At 74.0% G+C, this 718-nt stretch carries 1 protein-coding gene; it reads left to right on the plus strand.

Going from position 1 to position 718, the window contains the following annotated elements:
- Window positions 1-165: 165 nt before the first annotated feature.
- The coding region (locus tag AC2W7G_RS17760) for a cation:proton antiporter domain-containing protein (protein WP_485869596.1) at window positions 166-718 on the plus strand (553 nt) is incomplete at its 3' end.

Below are 718 nucleotides of genomic sequence, written 5' to 3' on the forward strand. Positions count from 1 at the left end.
GTCGTCGGTGCGGGCCTGCTCTACGGCGCGCTGGCCGGCGAGCACGACCCCGTCGCCTTCGCCCGCCGCAGCGTCGCCCGGCTGCTCGAGCTCGCCTCGCGGGCCGACCGCCCCTAGGAGCCCTTCGGTACCGTTGCACTCAGTCAACCAATGCGGAGGCCGCCCATGGAGTTCCTGACCCTGCTCGTGGCCCTGCTGGTGGGCACCGTCGTCCTCGTGGGCGTGGCCGAGCGGGCCGGACTCCCCTACCCGATCCTCATGCTGCTGTTCGCGGCGCTCGTGGCCTTCGTGCCGGGCATCCCCGAGATCCACGTCCAGCCCGAGCTGATCCTGCCGCTGTTCCTGCCCCCGCTGCTGTTCGCGGCCGCCCAGCGCAGCTCGTGGTCGACCTTCCGGATGCGCTGGCGGACGCTGCTGCTGCTCGCCGTCGCGCTCGTCGTCGTCACCGCCGTGGCCGTGGCCGGCACCGCCTGGGCCGTCGTCGGGACGATGAGCGTCCCCGCCGCCCTCATGCTCGGCGCCCTCGTGTCGCCGCCGGACCCGGTCGCGGTCGAGGCCGTCGCGGGCAAGGTAGGCATGCGGCGCCGCCTGGTCACCACGCTGCAGACCGAGGGACTGTTCAACGACGCGATGGCCATCGTGCTGTTCCAGGCCGCGCTCGCCGCGACGCTCGCCGGCGCGCGTCGGCGCGGCGGAGCTGGTGCTGAGGTCGTCGTCG

The organism is Aeromicrobium sp. PFPM2_SD2, assembly GCF_057364525.1.